At 67.5% G+C, this 17,494-nt stretch carries 19 protein-coding genes; 9 read left to right on the top strand and 10 right to left on the bottom strand.

Annotated features, from left to right (window positions below; all coding sequences use genetic code 11):
- Window positions 1–24 precede the first annotated feature (24 nt).
- The 4 genes from AAW00_RS05520 to rlmN all read right to left on the bottom strand — a co-directional run bounded on the left by AAW00_RS05520 (window position 25) and on the right by rlmN (window position 3,125).
- Complete coding sequence (locus AAW00_RS05520; RefSeq protein WP_047003232.1) at window positions 25–519, bottom strand: hypothetical protein; 495 nt, start codon at window positions 517–519, stop codon at window positions 25–27.
- 128 nt (window positions 520–647) lie between these two features.
- Window positions 648–1,094, bottom strand: a complete 447-nt coding sequence (locus tag AAW00_RS05515) for a glycine zipper 2TM domain-containing protein (RefSeq protein ID WP_047003231.1) — start codon at window positions 1,092–1,094, stop codon at window positions 648–650.
- A gap of 139 nt (window positions 1,095–1,233) precedes the next feature.
- Window positions 1,234–1,887 (bottom strand): MOSC domain-containing protein, encoded by a 654-nt coding sequence (locus tag AAW00_RS05510; RefSeq protein WP_047003230.1) that lies wholly within the window; start codon window positions 1,885–1,887, stop codon window positions 1,234–1,236.
- Complete coding sequence (gene rlmN / locus AAW00_RS05505) at window positions 1,884–3,125, bottom strand: dual-specificity RNA methyltransferase RlmN (protein WP_047003229.1); 1,242 nt, start codon at window positions 3,123–3,125, stop codon at window positions 1,884–1,886. Before rlmN ends, AAW00_RS05510 begins: the two co-directional genes overlap by 4 nt.
- 240 nt (window positions 3,126–3,365) lie before the next feature.
- Here rlmN and AAW00_RS05500 point away from each other — a divergent pair, with 240 nt between their 5' ends.
- Window positions 3,366–4,049 carry an outer membrane protein gene (locus AAW00_RS05500; protein WP_047003228.1) on the top strand — a complete coding sequence of 228 codons (684 nt, stop codon included), beginning with the start codon at window positions 3,366–3,368 and terminating at the stop codon, window positions 4,047–4,049.
- A gap of 63 nt (window positions 4,050–4,112) precedes the next feature.
- On the opposite strand, the gene AAW00_RS05495 is transcribed toward AAW00_RS05500, so the two are convergent.
- Window positions 4,113–4,598: a hypothetical protein gene (locus AAW00_RS05495; RefSeq protein ID WP_047003227.1), complete on the bottom strand. Its 486-nt coding sequence runs from the start codon at window positions 4,596–4,598 to the stop codon at window positions 4,113–4,115.
- Between the two features lie 173 nt (window positions 4,599–4,771).
- Between AAW00_RS05495 and AAW00_RS05490 the strand changes: the two genes are divergently transcribed.
- Window positions 4,772–5,398, top strand: a complete 627-nt coding sequence (locus tag AAW00_RS05490) for an OB-fold-containig protein (RefSeq protein WP_047003570.1) — start codon at window positions 4,772–4,774, stop codon at window positions 5,396–5,398.
- A 70-nt stretch (window positions 5,399–5,468) separates the two neighbouring features.
- Window positions 5,469–7,238 (top strand): flotillin family protein, encoded by a 1,770-nt coding sequence (locus tag AAW00_RS05485; protein ID WP_241461657.1) that lies wholly within the window; start codon window positions 5,469–5,471, stop codon window positions 7,236–7,238.
- Window positions 7,239–7,297: 59 nt separating this feature from the next.
- Here the strand turns inward: AAW00_RS05485 and AAW00_RS05480 are convergent, their stop codons facing one another.
- The 3 genes from AAW00_RS05480 to AAW00_RS05470 form a co-directional block, all read right to left on the bottom strand.
- Window positions 7,298–7,882 carry a hypothetical protein gene (locus tag AAW00_RS05480; protein WP_047003225.1) on the bottom strand — a complete coding sequence of 195 codons (585 nt, stop codon included), beginning with the start codon at window positions 7,880–7,882 and terminating at the stop codon, window positions 7,298–7,300.
- Window positions 7,879–8,409, bottom strand: a complete 531-nt coding sequence (locus AAW00_RS05475; RefSeq protein WP_241461634.1) for an RNA polymerase sigma factor — start codon at window positions 8,407–8,409, stop codon at window positions 7,879–7,881. Before AAW00_RS05475 ends, AAW00_RS05480 begins: the two co-directional genes overlap by 4 nt.
- 76 nt (window positions 8,410–8,485) lie before the next feature.
- Complete coding sequence (locus tag AAW00_RS05470; protein WP_047003223.1) at window positions 8,486–8,968, bottom strand: GreA/GreB family elongation factor; 483 nt, start codon at window positions 8,966–8,968, stop codon at window positions 8,486–8,488.
- Window positions 8,969–9,050: 82 nt separating this feature from the next.
- Here AAW00_RS05470 and AAW00_RS05465 point away from each other — a divergent pair, with 82 nt between their 5' ends.
- Together AAW00_RS05465 and AAW00_RS05460 are read left to right on the top strand one after the other, a co-directional pair.
- Window positions 9,051–10,274, top strand: a complete 1,224-nt coding sequence (locus AAW00_RS05465; RefSeq protein ID WP_052761780.1) for a potassium/proton antiporter — start codon at window positions 9,051–9,053, stop codon at window positions 10,272–10,274.
- A 141-nt stretch (window positions 10,275–10,415) separates the two neighbouring features.
- A complete protein-coding gene (locus tag AAW00_RS05460; RefSeq protein ID WP_052761779.1) occupies window positions 10,416–11,126 on the top strand; it encodes a hypothetical protein in 711 nt (236 codons plus the stop codon).
- Here AAW00_RS05460 and AAW00_RS05455 read toward each other — a convergent pair.
- Entirely contained in the window at window positions 11,123–13,054 is a 1,932-nt protein-coding gene (locus AAW00_RS05455) for a lytic transglycosylase domain-containing protein (protein ID WP_241461633.1), read from the bottom strand. The two genes, AAW00_RS05460 and AAW00_RS05455, sit on opposite strands and share 4 nt — an antisense overlap.
- A 79-nt stretch (window positions 13,055–13,133) precedes the next feature.
- Here AAW00_RS05455 and dapA point away from each other — a divergent pair, with 79 nt between their 5' ends.
- The 3 genes from dapA to AAW00_RS05440 are packed head-to-tail and all read left to right on the top strand — an operon-like array spanning window position 13,134 to window position 15,735.
- Complete coding sequence (gene dapA / locus AAW00_RS05450) at window positions 13,134–14,015, top strand: 4-hydroxy-tetrahydrodipicolinate synthase (RefSeq protein ID WP_047003221.1); 882 nt, start codon at window positions 13,134–13,136, stop codon at window positions 14,013–14,015.
- Window positions 14,012–15,313, top strand: a complete 1,302-nt coding sequence (locus tag AAW00_RS05445) for a hypothetical protein (RefSeq protein ID WP_052761778.1) — start codon at window positions 14,012–14,014, stop codon at window positions 15,311–15,313. Before dapA ends, AAW00_RS05445 begins: the two co-directional genes overlap by 4 nt.
- Complete coding sequence (locus AAW00_RS05440) at window positions 15,310–15,735, top strand: cupredoxin domain-containing protein (protein WP_052761777.1); 426 nt, start codon at window positions 15,310–15,312, stop codon at window positions 15,733–15,735. The genes AAW00_RS05445 and AAW00_RS05440 overlap by 4 nt, the downstream gene beginning before the upstream one ends.
- A gap of 9 nt (window positions 15,736–15,744) precedes the next feature.
- On the opposite strand, the gene AAW00_RS05435 is transcribed toward AAW00_RS05440, so the two are convergent.
- The gene (locus AAW00_RS05435; RefSeq protein WP_063359795.1) at window positions 15,745–16,869 is read right to left on the bottom strand and encodes a succinylglutamate desuccinylase/aspartoacylase family protein; all 1,125 of its coding nucleotides are present in this window, start codon (window positions 16,867–16,869) and stop codon (window positions 15,745–15,747) included.
- Window positions 16,870–16,949: 80 nt separating this feature from the next.
- On the opposite strand from AAW00_RS05435, the gene smpB reads away from it, so the two are divergent.
- Complete coding sequence (smpB, locus tag AAW00_RS05430; protein ID WP_047003220.1) at window positions 16,950–17,432, top strand: SsrA-binding protein SmpB; 483 nt, start codon at window positions 16,950–16,952, stop codon at window positions 17,430–17,432.
- Window positions 17,433–17,494: the final 62 nt, after the last annotated feature.

The raw sequence follows: 17,494 nt of genomic DNA, 5'->3' as shown, positions 1-17,494 counted from the left end.
TTCCGTGCGAAACCTAGAGCGGCCCTATCGCGACAGCGGAACCGGCTGGGGGCCAACCGCGAGCACCACTTGTTCGCGCAGGTCGGCAGGCAGGGCGGCGCGCATGGCCGCGTGCTCTGCGTCGCTGGCGGTGGTGAAGCGAAAGCGATCGGTTTGCACCTCGTAACCGCCGCTCCAGTTCCGGAAACCGCGCCAGGAAGCGATGATGCGATCCTGATCGCGCTCGATCTCCGTGCGGGTGCGGGTGACCTCGAAGAATTCCAGATCGCCGCGCAAGACCTCGGGCGCGCGGGCGAGGAAGGCGGCGCGGTCGTAAGGCGGGCGCACGTTGAGGACGATGGCAAAGGTCGGCTCGTGCCGAATCCACAGGTCGGAATAGCCTTGCGGCGGGTTTTCGTAGAGCGACGTGTTGAAGGCAACGGCCGCGTCCATGACGATATGGCGACGCGCGGCTTCCTCGTCGGACAGGCCGTAGCGTTGCTGGAGGTAGCCCCCGGACGGATATACGCGGTCGCCCACGGCTGCGCCCAGGGGGGCCGCCGGTTCCTGCGGCTCCTCGGCCGGCGCGGCGGTGCACGCAGCGCACGCGAAAAGGGCGGCAGCCGCGAGGCCACCGCCCTTTCCGGTAATCGCCGGGCGAAGACGCCTCAGCGGCAGCGCGCGGTTCCGCGTTCGATCTCGCGGCCGAGCACACCGCCCAGCGCAGCGCCCAGAAGGGTGCCGACCGTACGGTCGCCGCGGGTATCGATCATGCGACCTACCAGCGCGCCACCGGCGGCACCGATGATGAGGCCGGTCGTCCCGTTCTCGCGGCGGCAATAGTAGCGGCCATCGTCACCCTGCCAGTAGCTGTCGTTGCGGCTTACGCGGCGCGGCTCATAATAACGGCCATACTGGTCGTACTGGCTGTTGTAGCGACGCTGATCGCGGCGATCGCGGCGCTGGTCGCCGTAGCCATAGCTGTCGTAGCCGGCATTGTGGGCGCGGTGGCCGTGTGCAGGCGCCCATGGCGGCGGGCCGCCCTGCGCCATGGCGGGGACGGCAGGGATGGCCAGCGTGGAGGCCGCGGCGAGTGCAAGCAGGGTCTTTTTCATCGGTTTTTACCTTCCTTCGATTCGACATCGCTCCGGTGTCTGAGAGCGTTGTCGTTCATCGAAAGAGAACCGCAGATGAACAAATCGTTGGGTTAATTTTTGGTGGACGAGCCGTTGCAAGGCTGCGCCGAAACGATGCTCACAACCGCTTGTATGGCCTTTCCAGCCGCTTGCGCGCATCGCGTACGAGCCGGTCCGACACGCGCGGCAGAGCAATCAGCTGGGCAAGGGTGGCGGCGTCGGCGTGCGTCTTGCCATACACAGCGAAGAAGGCGCGGCGAAGGGTCCAGTCCGGCGATCCGCCCTCGACCTTGTCCAGCGTGTCGCCTGCCTGTGCTGTGCCCTTTTCCAGTACGCGGAAGAACATCCCGGTGCGTCCGCTCTCGACCATCGCCTTGACCACGCCCTTTGTGCCGAGATGCCGTTCGATGGTGGCGCAGGGCTGGCGCGGCTGGCTCGCCTCCAGCAGCGCGGTGCCGAGCCGGAAGCGGTCGCCGATGCAGACCTGTTCCTCGCCGATGCCGGAAGCGTGAAGGTTCTCGCCCATGCCGCCCGGACCGGCGAGCGCGGGCAGGTCGCCGAAGCGTTCGCGCAGCCAGGCGTAGTGCTCGGCAGGGAAGAGATGGACGGCCATGGCCGGATAGCCGTGAAAGCGGCGATTGACCTGCGTGTCGCCGGTCACGCCCGAAAGACTAACGACAACCGGACCCTCCAGCGGCGTCTTCGCAATGGCCGACACCGTGCCGCCCGGCAGCGGGGCGGGGCGACCGGCGCAGATCGCGCTGACGATCACGCTTCGGCGGTCTCCGCAGCAGCCTCGCGATCCAGCTCGGCGCGGCTCTTCTTCTCGGCGGCGGTCTTGAGCTGTCCGCATGCGGCATCGATATCGCGCCCGCGCGGGGTGCGGACGGGAGCGCTGATGCCGGCCTCGAAGACGATCTCGGAAAATCGCCTGATCCGTTCGGGCGTCGAGCACTCGTAGGGTGCGCCGGGCCAGGGGTTGAAGGGGATGAGGTTGACCTTGGCGGGCAGCCTGTAGGCCTTGAGCAGCCGGACGAGTTCGCGCGCGTCCTCGTCGCTGTCGTTCTTGTCCTTCAGCATCACGTATTCGAAGGTGATGCGACGGGCATTGCTGGCTCCGGGATAGTCGGCGCAGGCCTGCAGCAGCTCCTCGATGCCGTACTTCCTGTTGATCGGCACGATCTCGTCGCGCACGTCCTTGGTCACCGCGTGCAGGCTGACCGCGAGGTTGACGCCGATTTCCTCGCCGCAGCGATCCATCATCGGCACCACGCCGCTGGTGGATAGCGTGATGCGGCGCTTGGAGAGGGCGAGCCCGTCGCCGTCCATCACCAGGCCGAGGGCGCCCTTCACGTTGTCGAAGTTGTAGAGCGGCTCGCCCATGCCCATCATCACGATGTTGGTGAGCAGGCGGCCGTCGGAAGTGTAGGCGCTCTCGCTTTCGTCCTCGAGCGCATCCATGCGGCCCTTGGGCCATTCGCCCAGCGCATCGCGTGCCAGCATGACCTGCCCGACGATCTCGCCCGGCGTCAGGTTGCGCACCAAACGCATGGTGCCGGTGTGGCAGAAGCGGCAGTTGAGCGTACAGCCGACCTGGCTGGACACGCACAGCGTGCCGCGGTCCGCGTCGGGGATGAAGACCATCTCGAAGTCGTGGCCATCGGCGGTGCGCAGCAGCCACTTGCGCGTGCCATCAGTGCTGTGCTGCGCCTCGACCACCTCGGGCCGGCCGATGATGAAGCGTTCCGCGAGCCAGGGGCGCATGGTCTTGGCGATGTCGGTCATCGCTTCGAAATCGGTGACGCCGCGGTGGTAGAGCCAGTGGAACACCTGCTTGGCGCGCAGCTTGGCGGCCTTGGCGTCGAGCCCGGCCTCGGCGAAGAGTTCGGCGATGCGCTTCTTGGGCAGGCCGATCAGGTCCACGCGGCCATCGGCGCGCGGCGTGATGTCGCGCGCGACGGGAACGGGGTCGATTTGCCCCGGAATGGACATCAGCTGGGTATCGGCCATGGGAGGCGGTCATATAAGGGCGCAGTCACGTTTTGGCCAGCAGCCATAAGCCGATTGTCGTCGTCCCTTCGTCTCACTGGTGCGTCACTCCGTCGCTAACGATATAACCGTCATCGGTAATTATGTTGCGCAAATGTCACGCACTGATCGTTGTGTGACGTTAATGAAACCGGAGGCCGATCTAGCCATTCACCCTGTCCAACCCACGCGGATTTTCGTGGGAAAAACGGAGTGATACCAATGAAGAAGTTTGCCGCTCTCCTCGCCGCTGGTACGGCCATGGCCGTCGCCACCCCGGCCCTCGCGCAGGACAATTCCACCTTTACCGGTTTCCGCGTCGAAGCCCTCGGCGGTTATGACGTCAGCAAGGCCGGCAGCGATGTCGACAACGACCTGAACGACGAGGACGATCAGTCGATCGACGGATTCATGTACGGCGTCGGCGTCGGCTACGACTTCGCTTTCGGCGGCGTGCTGGTCGGCCTCGAGGGTGAGATCAGCGATTCGACCGCGAAGACTGAGTTCAACGACGGCGATCTCGAGGACTTGGGGCTCGGCGTCCGCGTCGATACGGGCCGGGATCTCTACGCCGGTGCGCGCGTCGGCTTCCTGGCTGGTGACAATGCCCTCGTCTACGTGAAGGGTGGCTACACCAACGGCCGTTACAACCTGCTCGCTGCAGATGGTACTAACGAGATCGAGACGAACCTCGATCTCGACGGCTTCCGCGTGGGCGCCGGTGCCGAGTATGCGCTTTCGGAGAACATGTTCATCAAGGCCGAGTATCGCTACTCCAACTATAGCGAAGGCGAATTCGACTTCCAGAACAACGGTTTCTTCGACGACGATACCGGTGAGAGCGGCCGCTTCGACGCCGATCTCGATCGCCATCAGGTTGCCGTGGGTGTCGGCCTGCGCTTCTGATAGCACGGATTGCACGGAGAATCGGAAAGGGCCGGGGGCAATCTCCCGGCCCTTTTCTTATGCCTATCTTCGCCCGGCGCAGCCCAGCGCGGCGGCATCGAGCGCGGTTGCCGCACCGTCGAGACTGTAGCGGTCGGTGAAGCGCCTGCCCGCGGCGTCGGTGGCGGAAACGCTCATGCTGCCAGCCGAGCGCATGGCGGCGACAATGGCGGCATCGGCCCGCGCATCGGCGGCCCAGGCATCGCCACCGCCCGCCACGAGGTCGAACTGCGCGCCGCTGATGGCGAGACGCACGCGCGGCTCGCTCGCCGCCCGCCGCCCGAGCCGGAAGCTGACCTGCCCACGCACTCCGCGCGCGGGCCAGGTGCCGACGCTGGCAAAGGCGCGCGCGTCGCGCCGGTCGCGTGTCGCCTCGGCCTCGGCGATGGCATAGCAGCGCGGGGTCTCCGGATCGCGAAAGGCGCCCCACTGGCCGAACACGCCCAAGCTGTCTCGCGCGGCCAGGGGCGTTGCCAGAAGCAGCAGGGCAAGAGCGGCGAAAAGGCGCATGACAGCGTCCTATCGCGGGCCGCTCACGGGGTCAAAATCGAACTCGGTTCGTCGTGTTTTTGTGGCCGAATTCGCGGCTTTCTGCCATATGAATGGGGACGGAGGGGGTACTCCTAGAAAACCCGATTTGACCAGGGATGTCCGCGGTTCGCAACCGCGCGGCAGTTGAGAACATGAGCCTTTTTGCCGACTACAACCTGCCCTTCGCGGTGGCGCTGGGGCTCATGGTGCTGCTGGGTCTGCTGCAACTGGTCGGGATCGGGGACTTCGATCTGGACGCCGATGTGGATGCCGACGTGGGCGATCCGACGAGCGCCGGTCTGGGCGGCGCCATCACCACGCTGCTGGGGCTCGGCAAGGTGCCGCTGTTCGTCTGGCTGATGGTCTGGTTGCTGCTGTTCGCCGCCATCGGCGTGGGCGTGCAGGCCTTTGCCGACAGTCTGACGGGCGCGCCGCTCTCACCGATGCTCGCGGCGCTCGTCGCGGGCGGGGCGGCAATCCCGGCGACTGCCATAGCCGCAAGGCCCGTGGGGGCGATCATGCCGAAGGACGAGACTACCGCCGTCACGCTCGACAGCCTCGTCGGGCGGCGCGGGAAGATCACCACCGGGCGCGCCACGAAAGGCAGCGCGGCCCGCACGAAGGTCTACGACCACCACGGCCAGGCGCATCACGTCATGGTCGAACCGCACGAGGATGCGAGCGAGATGCTCGAAGGCGACGAGGTGCTGATTGTGCGCCGCGATGGGCAAACCTTCTACGGAGTGCCCCTCGCCGAGCGCAAGCTCGCCCCGATGTGACCCTCACCTCGGCTGAACCAGATAACGATAAGGAGAAGACATGGAAAACCTGTTCGATAGCGGCCTGATCATGGTGGGCGGGGTCATATTCCTCGTCTTCGTGTTCCTCGTGTTCCTGACTAAGCTCTACAAGCGGGCGTCGAAGGAAATCGCCTTCGTTCGCACCGGCATGGGCGGTGAGAAGGTCGTGATGAACGGCGGCGCGCTGGTGCTGCCGGTCTTCAACGAGACGATGCCGGTCAACATGAACACGCTGGTGCTCAGCGTCGTGCGCCGCGATGCCGAGGCGCTGATCACGCTCGACCGCCTGCGGATCGACGTGAAGGCGGAGTTCTACGTCCGCGTGAAGCCCGATGCGGAGGCCATCGCCATGGCCGCGCAGACGCTGGGCATGCGCACGATGCAGCCAGAGCTTCTCAAAGATCTCGTCGAAGGCAAGTTCGTCGACGCGCTGCGCAGCGTCGCGGCGGGCATGACCATGAACGAGCTGCACGAGCAGCGCGCCGATTTCGTGCAGAAGGTGCAGCAGGTCTCGTCCAACGACCTCGCGATGAACGGGCTGGAGCTGGAGAGCGTCTCGCTCACCGGGCTCGATCAGACGAGCATCGAGCACTTCAACGCCAACAACGCCTTCGACGCAGAGGGCCTGACCAAGCTGACCGAGCAGATCGAGGCGCGCAAGAAACTGCGCAACGACATCGAGCAGGACACGCGCGTGCAGATGGAGACCAAGAACCTCGAGGCCGACCAGAAGAGCTTCCAGATCAAGCGCGACCAGGAATACGCCCGGCTGGAGCAGGAGCGCGAGGTGGAGATCCGTCGCGCCGCGCAGGCGGCCGAGATCGCCCGCGAACAGGCCGAGCGCACCCGCGAGGCCGATGCCGCGCGGATCGAGGCGAAGAAGCAGGTCGACGCGCAGCAGATCGAGGCCGACCGCCTCGTCGAGGAAGCCCGCATCGACCAGCAGCGCGCGCTCGAGATCGCCCGGCAGGAGCAGCAGATCGCGGTGCAGAACAAGAGCCGCGAGGAAAGCCAGGCCAAGGCCGACGCCGACGAGGCCCGCGCCAAGGCGGTCGCCGCCGAGGAGCAGGTCGTCACCAGCCGCGAGAGCGAGGTGGCCGAGCGACAGAAGAAGATCGAGCTGATCGAAGCGGCCAAGATCGCCGAGCGCGACGCGATCAAGATCAAGGTCGAGGCGGAGGCCGAAAAGGACGCGGCCACCAACCGCGCCGCCGCGGTCAAGTTCGAGGCGCAGGGCGAGGCCGAGGCCGAGAAGCTGCGCGCCGAAGCCGCGCGCGTGCGTTTCGAGGTGGAAGCCGCGGGCCAGCGCGCCGTGAACGAAGCGGCGAACATCCTCTCGATGGAGCAGATCAGCCTGCAAACCAAACTGGCGCTGCTCAAGGTGCTGCCCGAGGTCATCCGCGAGAGCGCCAAGCCGATGGAAGCGATCGATTCGATCAAGATCGTGCAGGTCGACGGCCTGACCCAGCGCACCGGGCCAGTGGGTATGGGGGCCGGTTCGACCAACGGGTCGGGCGGTGGCCAGGGCTCCGGCAACCTCGCCAACGACGCGGTGGCCGCCGCGCTCGCTTACCGCGCGCAGGCGCCTGTGCTCGACGGGCTGATGAAGGAGCTTGGCCTCGACGGCAGCTCGCTCGGCAAGCTGGTCGAAGGCGCGGCGGACGGGACGGGAACGGCCGCAGAGGCGCGCTTCGATCCGCCGAAAAAGGTCAGCGATGCCAAGCCCGCCCCCAGCCTCTTCGCCCGTGAATTGGCGGACAAGGACGATGACGGGGACGACCTCGGGGATGACGACGACGCGGCGCAGGCCGCCGAGTAATCGCCACGCAAACGAAGGGGCGCGCAACACCGGTTGCGCGCCCCTCTTTCTTTTCAGGATCAGGCGGTCAGCGCGTCGATCTCGTCCACCTGCTTCTGCAACTGGCCAGCAGCCCACTTGTTGAGCAGCCACACGCCGAAGAACACGGCAAACGGCGCGGCCAGCCGGATCGCCATGCCGGGAGAGGGCAGGGCCCATTGTTCCACCGGCGTCGCCAGCATGGGCGAGGCCATCAGCACCAGCATCCCCGGCACCAGCGGCAGCAGGTACCAGCTGAAGACGCTGTTCAGCGCATCGCGCTGGCGCACCAGCTCGCGCCGCTGGAATTCGAGCAGCGAGAGCGCACCGCCCTCGCGCGCCGGGTCGAGCGGAGTGCCGCGGCGCCTGAGCTGCCACATCACGTAGGCCGCGCCCAGCGCCACCATGGCCGCGCCGATCTTCATGGCGACGAAGGGCGCCAGCACCGCCATCACGGCAAAGGCGACGATCACGAAGCCGCCCGCGATGTATTCGCGCAGGTTGCGATTGGCGATGGTGTGGCGGAACTTGTCGGCACGGGCGCGCAGTTCCTCGATCGGCGGCAGGGCGGCGGTGGCGGCGCCATCGCGGTGCCAGCTGTCGCGGGCGAATTCTTCGGGGGTCATCGGTCGGTCTCCTCGGTCTGGAAAGCTTCGGCCAACAAGGCCTTCAATCGGGAAATGCGGGTGGCGACGGCGCCGGCGGACAGGCCGGTCACCTCTCCGATCTCGCCCGCGGTCAGATCTTCGAGATAGAGCAGCATCACCTGCCGGTCGGCGGGCTTGAGCCGATGGATCGTGGCCATCAGCCTGTCGGCGGCGCGCGCCTCGCCCACCTCGCGTTCAGGGTCGTCGGAAGCGGCGAGGGCATCAAGCTCGTCGAGGTCGGCCAGCGCGCCGGGCCTTGCGCGCCGGCTCGCCTGGATGTGGCTGACGCCCACGTTGTGGCCGATGCGATAGACCCAGCTCCTGACGGAGCACTGGCCTTCGAAGTAGGCGAAGCTGCGCCACAGCGCGGCGTGGATGTCCTGTACCAGGTCGCGGGCGAGATCCGGGTCGGCCTCGTATCCGCGCGCCAGCCGCTCGATGGCCGCGCCGTACTGCGTTGCAGCGCTGCGATAGGCGGCGTCCTGCGTGGTGAATGTCGTGTCCAAGCTGAAATTCCCTCGTTCCATGCAAGGGTAGTCGGCAGCGCGTGGCCGGTCTTACACGGAGTCCGCAAAAAAGATTTCAGCCGGCGGGATAAGTGATGGCGACGACTTCCCACTCCTTTTCGCCGCCGGGAAGCCGGACGCTGCGGCAATCCCCCACGCTCGCGCCTCGCAGCGCCCGCGCGATGGGGCTGGACCAGCCGACGAGGCCTTTCGAGGCGTCCTGCTCCTTGTCGCCGACCACGGTGAGCGTTCGCTCCTCGTCGTCCTCGTCCGCAATCGTCACCGTCGCGCCGAAGAAGACGCGGCTCTTGTCGGGCTGCGCGGACGGCTCGACGACGCGGGCGTGCTTCATCACCTTGGCGAGATGCGCCAGCTCCCTGTCGATCTCGCGCATCCGCTTTCGGCCGTAGAGATAGTCGCCGTTCTCGCTGCGATCGCCGTTCCCCGCCGCCCAGCTGACGATCTCCACGATCGCGGGCCGCTCGGTCCCGAGCAGGTGATCGTATCGCGCCTTGAGCGCCGCGAGACCGGCGGGGGTTATGGGGCTGGTGTCTGACATGCGCGCGGCGATACCGGGTCGCGTTACCAAAGCAAGGTTCGCTCTTGGCAACGCGCGCCCGCTCGTCTTTGAGCTGACGGCCATGTCCGCCATCACTTCCGATCTCGCCCTGCTGCTGACAGGGGCCCTGTTGTTGCTGACCGTCGCCGCCGGATCCCTGTCGAGCCGCTTCGGACTGCCGGCGCTCTTCGGCTTCGTCACCTTGGGGATGCTTGCCGGGGTCGACGGGCCGGGCGGCATCGCCTTCGACGATTTCGGTCTGACCCAGCTGGTCGGCACGGTATGTCTCGTCTTCATCCTCTTCTCGGGCGGCATGGATACCGCGTGGAAGGACGTGCGGCGGGTGGCGACGCCTGCGCTGGTGCTGGCGACCTTCGGGGTGATGGTGACTTCGGCCATCGTCGCCGGTGCGGCGGTCTGGCTGCTCGGCTTTGCGCCGTCGCAGGGGTTCCTGCTGGGCGCAGTCATCGCTTCCACCGATGCCGCCGCGGTCTTCGCCGTCCTGCGCGCATCGGGCCTCGATCTGCATGGCGACGTGCCCGCGCTGATCGAGGTCGAATCCGGTTCGAACGACCCCATGGCGATCTTCCTGGTGGGCGCGGCCATCCTGTTTCTCGCCGACCCGCAGGCGAGCCCGCTGGCGCTCGTGCCCTCCTTCGCCGTCCAGATGACGCTTGGTGCACTGGTCGGGGCGGGCTGCGGCTGGCTGCTGCCCGTCATATTGAAGCGTTTGCCCTACCGCTACGGCGGGCTCGCCTTCGTCATCGGCGTGGCGCTTGTGCTGGTTGCCTATGGCGCGGCGCAGGCGGTGGGCGGAAACGGCTTTCTCGCCGCCTATGTCGCAGGGCTGGTGGCGGGCAACCGCGCCTTTGCCGCAAAACACATCGTGACGACATTTCAGGACGCCCTGGCATGGCTGGCGCAGGTAGTAATGTTCCTTACTCTCGGTCTGCTCGTCACGCCGTCGAACTTCGGCGCCGTGCTCTGGCCCGGCCTTGCCATCACGCTCATCCTGATGTTCGTGGCGCGGCCGCTGAGCGTATTCCTCTGCCTGCTGCCTTTCCGCCGTTACGACTGGCGGGCGAAGATCTTCGTGTCCTGGGCAGGCCTGCGCGGAGCGGTGCCCATCGTGCTCGCCACCTTCCCCATGGTCGCCGGCGTCGAGGGCGCCTTTGCCATTTTCAACATCGTGTTCTTCGTCGTGCTGCTATCGAGCGTGATCCAGGGTCCGACGATCGGCTGGGTTGCAGGACGGCTGGGCGTGGCGAAGGACACCGGCAGCGCCACCCGAGCGCCCGTTAACTGATTCACGCCGTCCTATAGGGTCCTGCTGCGCGCGGCGAGGGGGCAGGAATAGGAAGCCGACGTCCGCCAGATTGGCGCTCTTCCATTCCTCGCGGCTCTGTGCGAGCGGCGCGCTCCCAGACCAACTTGGAGCAGTAAATCCATGTCGACCCCCGCCATGCCCGTATTCCTCGCCGCGCTCGCCGGGGCGCTCGTCGGCGGCTGTGCCGTGCTGACTGCCGTGGGCACGCAGGCCCGCGCCGACGAGGACACCGTGCGCATGGGCCACCTGGTGGTCGAGCGGCTGGACATCGTCGAGCCCGACGGCACGATCCGCCAAGCGCTCTATAGCAAGGCGCGCGATCCCGGCATCCTCATCCGCGGTCAGCGTTTCCCCCATCCCTCGCGCACGCAATCGGGAATGCTTTTCTTCAACGACGAGGGGAGCGAGGTCGGGGGGCTGGTCTATGCGGGCGAGCGCGCCGCGGACGGCACCCCGTCGAGCGGCGGGGCGCTCAGCTTCGATGCATATGAGCAAGACCAAATCGTGCAAGTCATCGGCGTGAAGGATGGCGAGCGGCAGCTTTCCGGCATGGCGGTGAACGACCGCCCCATGGCCCCCATGGACTTCGGGCTGCTGGCCTCACTGCCGGCCGACGCGAGCGAGGAGGAAGCCGCGCGCGTGCTCGCCGCCGCCAACGCGCAGAACACGCGGCGTGGCTTCTTCGGGCGGACATGGGACGGCACCTCGCTCGTCGAACTGCGCGACGGCGAGGGGCGCAAGAGGCTCGACATGCGGGTGACGCCCGGCGGCGAAGCGGCGATCCGCTTCTACGACGAAACCGGCACCGTCACGCGCACGCTGGAGCCCTAGCGCAGGAAGTCCGTCACCGCGCGGCTGCGGCCCATGCTGGCGCGGTCAGGGTAGAGCGCTTCGTAGACCACGGCGTTCTCGATCACGCGCTGCACGTAGTTCTTGGTCTCGAAGAACTGGATCTCCTCGATCCAGCGCAGCCAGTCGCCGGTCTGGCGGGGGTCGCCGTTCTCGCGCAGCCAGCGATTCACGTTGCCCGGCCCCGCGTTGTAGGCGGCGATGGCGAGGGGGTAGCTGCCGTCGTAATAGGCGAGCAGCCGCTCGATGTGGTTGGAGCCGAGCCGCATCGCATACTGCGGGTCGTCCATCAGGCGGCTGGCCGAATACTCGACACCCGCGCGGCGGGCCTCTTCCTGCGCGGTCGCGGGCATGAACTGCATCAGGCCGCGCGCACCTGCGTGGCTGATGGCGTTCTCCGCGAACTGGCTTTCCTGCCGGGCGAGCGCGTGAACGAGAGTCCAGTTGGCTCCGGGAGGGGTTTGCAGCGTCGGGAACCCGATCCGGGTGAAGCCGGAATGGCCGTCGGACGCGGCATAGTCGGAAAGGTTCACCGCCAGGTCGCGCCGCCCGATGTCGCGGGCGAGTTCGGCGACCAGCATATGCTCGCCCACCGTCGTCGCCTGGTCGGAGATGGCGCGGTAGAAGCGGATGCCGGTGGACCAGGGCGCGTCGCGCGCCACTTCCGCCACGGCGGCGGTGATCGGCGCCGCGGCAAAGGCCCGGCGTTCGGCATCGGTCGGCTGGCCGTTCGGCGCCTCGGCATAGGCTGGCAGCGGGCGGCCGAGGCGCTGGAGCGCCATGAGGCCGTAGAACCGGTCGGTGTACTGCGCCGCCATCTCGTAATAGCGGTTGGCTTCCGCCGTGTTGCCCGCGCGCGCCATGGCCTCGCCGGCCCAGAAGAAACCCTTGGAGCGGGTCTGGCTGGTGCGCGCGCTGGCGCCGTACTGGTAGAACAGCGGCGCGGCGCTACGACCGTCGCCGAGATGCCAGAGGGCGTTGGTACCGCCCGCCCACATCAGCGAGGTGTAATCGTCACGCAGCTTGTATTCCATGCCGCTGATGTCCTCGCTTGGCCCGAAGGCCTCGAGGGCGCGGGCGGCGACGCGCGGGGTATCGGCGCGGCTGGCGGCGCGGCCCACGGCGAGCAGTTCCTCGATCCACGCGGTGCGATCGAAGGGCAGGGCGGCCAGCGGCGGGGAATCGACGATCAGGCGCACCGCCTCGCCCGCGCGGCCTTCCTGCCGCAGCTCGCGGCTGCGGTTGTAGAGATAGCCGGGGTCGGTCCGGGCAGAGGGATCGGAGGTGTAGCCGTCGCCCGACTGCAGGATGTTGAGCCGCGTCTGGAAGACGCCCGCGCGGGCAGGCGACACGCGCATCAGCTGGCGCGCGGCGGCGCTTGCATCGCGCTGCCACAGCAGCGCGTCCATGCGCCGGTCCTGGTCTTCCTGGGTGAAGCCTGCACCGAAGTTGGCCGAGAGCGCGGCCTCGGCCGTCGGGCTCATTTCACCCCCGCGCCACGCCTCGCGCGCCCAGCGTTCGGCGGCGGCCTGGTCGGTACCCATCAGCGCTAGCGCGTAGTGCGCCTTGGCGTAGTTGGTGACGGGCTCGTGATCGCGGAAGAAATCGAGCAGCAGCTGGGCATCGACGAACTCCTCGCGCAGACGACGCTCGGCGCGCGAGCGCAGCGTCACCTCGTCGGGGTAGCCGGGGTTGGCGATCAGGAAGCTGGCGTACTGGGTAAACGGCAGCTGCGCCTGCGTATCGCCCCACAGCGACTGCCAGCGGGCGATCTCGCGCGCGACCTGCCCCGGCTGTTGCGCCACCAGGTTCGCCCGGTTGCGATCCCACTCGGCGCTGTCCTGCGCGAAGGCAGCCGGGGTGGTGAAGGCGGTGGTGGCGAGCGCGGCGAGCAGAATACGTTTGTCCATGCTGGACATGATGGGGAGGGCCTCCTTATCAGGCGCTGAACGCGAAGTTCGTTTCAACAGCAATCCGCGAGGCGCATCAATGTTTTCCGGCTCCATTCCCGCCCTCGCGACTCCTTTCCGCGACGAAACGTTCGACGAGGCGGCCTATCGCCGTTTCATCGACTGGCAGATCGACAACGGCTCGAGCGCGCTGGTGCCCTGCGGCACGACCGGTGAGAGCGCCACGCTCGACAACGACGAGCACCACCGCGTCATCGCCGTCTGCGCCGAGCAGGCCGCGGGCCGGGTGCCGGTGATCGCCGGGGCGGGCAGCAACGACACGCAGACCGCGCTGTGGCACTGCAAGGAAGCGCAGGTCGCCGGGGCCAACGCGCTGCTGCTGGTCGCGCCTTACTACAACCGCCCGTCGCAGGAAGGATTGCTCGCGCACTTCAGCTATCTCGCCGAGCGGGCCGAGCTGCCGATCGTGCTCTACAACGTACCCGGCCGCACGGTGACCGACATCCTGCCCGCCACGGTGATCGAGCTCGCGCGCCGCTTTCCCGGCAAGATCGTGGCGCTGAAGGATGCGAGCGGAGACCTCCAGCGCGTGGTCCAGCAGCGCATGGGCGCGCCGGAGCTGTGCCAGCTGTCGGGCGACGATCCGCTGGTGCTTGCAGGCTACCCGCTGGGGCAGGTCGGCTGCGTCTCCGTCACCGCCAACGTCGCGCCCAAGCTTTGCGCCGAGTTCCACGCCGCAGCGGCAAGCGGCGATTTCGAGACGGCGCGCGAGTTGAACGAAAAGCTCTACCCGCTGCACAAGGCCATGTTTGCCGACGCCTCTCCCGCGCCGGCCAAGTACGCGCTGAGTAAGCTGTTCGACTGGTTCGCGCCGGATGTGCGGCTGCCCATCGTGCCCTGTTCGGACGCGGCGAAGAAGGCGGTGGACGATGCGATGGACTTCGCCGGAGTCGTCGCATGATGCGCCCGGCCGCCCTTGCCATCGCCGCCCTCGCGCTCGGCTCGTGCTCGACGATGCCGGAGATGCCGCACAACTCGCTCGACGCGCTGGCACGGCAATATCTCGCGGTGCAGCTCGCCATCGGGGAGAAGGATCCCGGCTACGTCGATGCCTATTACGGGCCGGAGGAACTTGCGACTCGCGCGGAGGCGCAGGACGATTCCACTTCCATTCCCGAATTACAGGCGCGCGTGCTCGCGCTCGACACCACGCTCGCCGCGCTACCGGTGGCAAATGCCGAGGAGGCGAGCCGGGTGCGCTACCTGCGGGCCATGCTCGCCAGCGCCAAGGTGCGCCTGCGGATGCTCGGCGGTGAGCGCATTCCGTTCCAGGACGAGGCCGAGGGGCTGTTCGGCGTCCGCCCCGAGCTGATCGACCTCGCCACGCTCGATCCCGTCATTGCGCGGATTGAGGACCTAGTGCCGGGCGATGCGAGCGACGGTCCGTTGAACGAGCGGCTCAATGCCTTCCAGGACCGTTTCATCATCCCCGCGGACCGGCTGGACGCAGTGATCAATGCCGCCGTCGCCGAGTGCCGCACGCGCACCCTGCCGCACATCGCCCTGCCGCCGGGCGAGCGCTTCGACCTCAGCCTCGTCACCGACAAGCCGTGGGGCGGGTTCAACTATTACCAGGGCGATTATCACTCGGTGATCGAGATCAATACCGACCTGCCCACCCGGCTCGACCGGGCTGTGGATGTCGGCTGTCACGAGGCCTATCCCGGCCACCATGTCTATTCGACGCTGATCGAGCGCGACCGGGTGAATGCGCTGGGGCAGGTCGAATTCACGCTGCTGCCGCTCTACAGTCCGCGCGCCATCATCTCGGAAGGCAGTGCCAATTACGGGCGGCGCCTCGCCTTCCCCGGCGACACCCAGCTCGCCTACGAGCGTGACGTGCTCGCGCCGATGGCGGGCATCGATACGCGCGACCTTGCCGCATATTACGAACTGCGCGATGCCCTGCATGGACTGGCGCCCGCCTACTACACCATCGCCGCGGGCTACCTCGACGGCACGATGACGCGCGAGCAGGCGATCGCGGCGCAGATGCGCTATCGCCTGATGAGCCGCCAGCGCGCCGAGCAGAACCTCAGGTTCATGGATACCTACCGCAGCTACGTGGTGAACTACGGGCTGGGCGAGGAGATCGTGGGCAATGCGGTGGAGGCCGGGGGGGCGGACATGGCGACCCGCTGGGATCGCTTCACCCGTATCCTCAATACGCCCACCCTGCCGGAGGACCTGCTGCCATGACCAGACGTGCCGTTCCCGCCGCCGCGCTGGCGCTGATGCTTTCCGCCTGCGCCATCCCCACGACGCTCACCCCGCAGATCGCGCCCGCCTCGACCGCTTTCGCGCAGGCGCAGCGGATCGAGGTGACGCTGTCGAACTTCGCCTTCGCGCCGCAGACCTTGTCGCTGCGGGCCGGGCAGCCCGTGGTGCTGGTGCTGACCAACGCCAGCAACGGCGGTCACAACTTCGCCGCGCCCGATTTCTTCGCCGCCACCCAGATCGCGCAGAGCGATGCCGCGGTGATTGCCGACGGGCAGGTGGAGGTCGCGGCCAATTCCAGTGTCGAGCTGCGGCTGGTGCCGCGCGCCGGGGCCTACGATGTCGAATGCACGCATTTCGGCCACTCGATCCGCGGCATGATCGGCTCCATCGTGGTGCGCTAGGCCGGCGGCCTAAAGCGGTTCGCGGCCCGCCTTTTGCGCCGCCGCGCCATCGGTGGCCTCGCCGTCGGCCTCCATGTCCTCGACCTCGTCCTCGTCCATCATCGGCGCGGCCGGACCCTTCGGCTCGCTGACGCGGATGGCGGCGTCGAGGGAGGCAATGCGTTCGCCCGCGTGTTCGGGGTTCTCGAGCTCGGCGACGTGGAACATGGCATCGCCCTGGTAGACGACGGGCAGCGTCGCATGGCCGATGACGATGCCGCCGATGGGGCTGGTGACGTCCATGCAGTCCTCGCCGAACAGTCCGCCCACGCGCGCCAGCACGTCGCCGTGCTTCACCAGGTCGCCGGACTTGCACAGACGATGCGACACCCCGCCGCGCGGGGAACGGACCCAGCGGGTGCTGTTCGATCGGCCGGGCGCGGGCACGCTCGCCATGGCGTCGTCGCCCGGCAGCATCCCGACATGCGCCAGCACCCGCAGCACGCCGCGCGTGCCCACCTCGGCGCTGTAACGGTCGAAGCGCAGCGCCTCGCCCGCTTCCAGCAGCAGCATCGGCGTGCCGCGCTCGTGCGCCAGCTGCCGCATGGAGCCTTCGCGCAAAGGACTCTCGATCACGATCGGCGCACCGAACACGGTGGCGAGCTCGATCAGCTTCTCGTCCCCCGCCGCGATGCGGATCTGCGGCAGGTTGTAGCGGTGCACCGCCGCCGAATGCAGGTCGATGCCGAGAGTGGAGCGGCAGATCACGTTCTCGAAGAAGCAATGCGCCAGCTGCGAGGCGAGAGAGCCGTTGGCGTTGCCGGGAAAGCTGCGATTGAGGTCGCGCCGGTCGGGCAGGTAGCGGCTCTGCGCGATGAAGCCGTAGATGTTGACCGCCGGGGCAAGGATGATCGTGCCGCGAAGCTGCGCGGCATCGATGCGCGGGATCAACTGCTGGATGATCGCGGTGCCGGTGATCTCGTCGCCGTGGATGGCGGCGGAAACGAACACCGTCGGACCGGGCTCGGCGCCGTGCACCACCTCCAGCATCAGGTTGGCGGAAAGCCCGGTCAGCGTATGGCTGACGGGCAGGGCAATGCGCTCGCGCGTGCCGCGCTCGACCACGATGCCGCCGATCTCGAATGCCTCCGCCATGGGCTGCTTGTGCGGCGCTGCCGACGGGCTGGCAAGCGGCCTTTGCAATCCGTCTCGCGCGCGCCTACATCGCGCCTCCCATGGCCCGCCCCAAACCACCCACCTTCGACAAGCAGAAGATCGTCGCCGAGAACCGCAAGGCGCGGCACAACTATTTCATCGAGGATACCTTCGAGGCGGGCATCGCCTTGCAGGGGACCGAGGTGAAGGGGCTGCGCGGCGGACAGGGCTCGATCGCGGAAAGCTATGCCGAGGTGAAGGACGGACAGGTCTGGCTGGTCAACGCCACCATCCCCGAATTCAGCCACGCCAACCGCTTCAACCATGAGCCCAAGCGGCCGAGGAAGCTGCTGCTGCACGCGCGCGAGATCGACCGGATGCTGGGCGCTGTGGAGCGCAAGGGCATGACGCTGGTGCCGCTGACGGTCTATTTCAACGGCACGGGCCGGGCAAAGGTGGAACTGGCGCTGGCCAAGGGCAAGCAGGCCCACGACAAGCGCGCCACCATCAAGGACCGCGACTGGCAGCGCGACAAGGCTCGGGTAATGCGCGAGCGCGGGTGAAAAGCTGCGTCGTGCCGTTAAGCGGGGATTGCGAACTTCTCGTCTAACACCACCTACCACTT

This window comes from Aurantiacibacter luteus (assembly GCF_001010945.1).
GTDB lineage: Bacteria > Pseudomonadota > Alphaproteobacteria > Sphingomonadales > Sphingomonadaceae > Alteraurantiacibacter > Alteraurantiacibacter luteus.
Note: the sequence above shows the minus strand (reverse complement) of the source record. Positions and strands in the feature narration are given on the sequence as shown.